Origin of the sequence: Wolbachia endosymbiont of Madathamugadia hiepei (assembly GCF_013366855.1) — a bacterium.
Lineage (GTDB): Bacteria > Pseudomonadota > Alphaproteobacteria > Rickettsiales > Anaplasmataceae > Wolbachia.
Window position 1 is genome coordinate 1 of record NZ_WQMP01000167.1, and the last position, 1,828, is coordinate 1,828.

3 protein-coding genes are annotated in these 1,828 nt (G+C 35.8%); 2 read left to right on the top strand and 1 reads right to left on the bottom strand.

What is annotated here, in order from left to right; genetic code table 11:
• Nucleotides 1–16 precede the first annotated feature (16 nt).
• Nucleotides 17–184, bottom strand: a complete 168-nt coding sequence (locus tag GO685_RS05020; protein ID WP_175937837.1) for a hypothetical protein — start codon at nt 182–184, stop codon at nt 17–19.
• A 281-nt stretch (nt 185–465) separates the two neighbouring features.
• Between GO685_RS05020 and smpB the strand changes: the two genes are divergently transcribed.
• Both smpB and lgt read left to right on the top strand, forming a co-directional pair.
• Nucleotides 466–915, top strand: a complete 450-nt coding sequence (smpB, locus tag GO685_RS05025; protein WP_175937838.1) for an SsrA-binding protein SmpB — start codon at nt 466–468, stop codon at nt 913–915.
• A gap of 6 nt (nt 916–921) precedes the next feature.
• Nucleotides 922–1,707: a prolipoprotein diacylglyceryl transferase gene (lgt, locus tag GO685_RS05030; protein WP_175937839.1), complete on the top strand. Its 786-nt coding sequence runs from the start codon at nt 922–924 to the stop codon at nt 1,705–1,707.
• Nucleotides 1,708–1,828: the final 121 nt, after the last annotated feature.

The following is a 1,828-nucleotide window of genomic DNA, read 5'->3' on the forward strand; positions in this document are numbered from 1 at the left end:
ATTTCTCTATTTGTAGCTAAGTTAAACTACCAGTTTTTGCTACATCTTTCCTTATTTTCTCATGATAAACTTTTTTCACAGAGACTAGTTTTAGGACCTTTTCTTTATCTTCCTCTGTTAACTCACCTTTATCATCCACTAATTCATAAATTATATTATTTTTAGAATTTTCTAGTCTTGCCATAGCGTGTTTCTTTTTCTATAATATCTGCTTTTATAAGTTAATTATGTTAATAACGCATGAATGCCAATTAAGGCACCAATCCATGGGATTTGCTCAATTGTTTGCCCCCATAACTTCAATATCTTTTTTTAGATCAACCATCTTTGGAAAAAAATTCGGCTACATCAGCCTATCTAAAAAGTATTTTGCATTTGAGCGTAGGAGTTGGAACATTATTTTTTAACATTGCTGCAAGAGCTGAAAATCCTGTAGTATATTAAAGCTCAAGGGTGTCTTTAAATATGGAAGTTATAGCAGAAAATAAAAAAGCAAGGTTTGAGTACTTCATCTTAGAAGAATTTGAAGCAGGTATGGTCCTACTAAGTAGTGAAGTTAAATCGCTGAGGGAAAGAAAAGCAAACATTTCTGACGCTTACGTTATCGAAAAAGACGGTGAAATATGGCTGCACAATATGCACATTGCAGAATATAAAGCTGCAAACAAAAGAAACCATAAGCCGAAAAGGGAACGTAAATTACTTCTGCATAAAAAAGAGATAAATAAACTAATTGGCCAGATTAAAACTGCTGGAATAACTGTTGTGCCACTTTCAATTTATTTCAATGACAAAGGATTGGCGAAAACTGAAATTGCCATTGCAAAAGGAAAAAAACTCTACGATAAGAGAGCAACCATAAAACAGAGAGAGTGGGACCGTGAGAAAAGTAGATTGTCTAAGAATGATTTGTAGCAAGGTATGTCTTTAAATCCAGTAATTTTCAGCATCGGTCCTGTCTCTATATATTGGTATTCTTTGGCATATGTTCTAGGTATAGTCTTTGCATATTGGTATTTACACAAACTGGACAACCAAAAAATACTTTCCAAGAGTTTTTACGATTCATTGTTAACAGCCACTATTGCAGGTATTATCCTTGGAGGCAGACTTGGCTACGTGTCAATATACGATCCAGTTTTTTATATAAGCAATCCTATCGAGATACTGCAAACCTGGGGAGGAGGAATGTCATTTCACAGTGGCGCCATAGGAGTTTTGTGTGCGGTGATCATTTCGTGCAAAAGACATAACATTCCTATATTTTACACACTGGATCTAATTTCTTGCGGAGTTCCCATAGGCTTATTTCTAGGTCGCATAGGCAACTTTATAAACGGAGAGTTATTTGGCAGAGTTACAACTGTGCCATGGGGCATGGTATTTCCGGAAAGTGGTGATAGTTTGCTACGCCACCCAAGTCAGCTCTATGAGGCATTTTTGGAAGGATTGTTATTTTTTGCGGCTATAAATTCACTGTTTTTCTTGACTAGAATAAGGCTATATCGCGGTGCATTAACTGGTATTGCAATTATGTGGTGTGGAATAGTACGTTTTATAGTTGAGTTTTTCCGCGAACCAGACTACCAAGTTGGCTATTTATGGCTTGATTTGACTATGGGGCAGTTGCTTTCAGTACCTATGGTTTTGCTGGGAATAATCATATGTCTGAACGCGTTAAATTTGAAATTTGCGGAGAAATTGTAATAGTTCTTACATAGTTTCTAGCAGCGCGCTAGACATATAGAAACAAAAAAACTACTTGACAACCTTCACCGTTACCCTTATCATAGTATTGAAGCTATTTGTTTAACTTCTCAATCTGTAC

What these genes read in the sequence shown, in the direction of transcription:
- lgt (WP_175937839.1), top strand. Translation starts at nt 922, where the DNA reads ATGTCTTTAAATCCAGTAATTTTCAGCATCGGTCCTGTCTCTATATAT.
- GO685_RS05020 (WP_175937837.1), bottom strand. Translation starts at nt 184, where the DNA reads ATGGCAAGACTAGAAAATTCTAAAAATAATATAATTTATGAATTAGTG.
- smpB (WP_175937838.1), top strand. Translation starts at nt 466, where the DNA reads ATGGAAGTTATAGCAGAAAATAAAAAAGCAAGGTTTGAGTACTTCATC.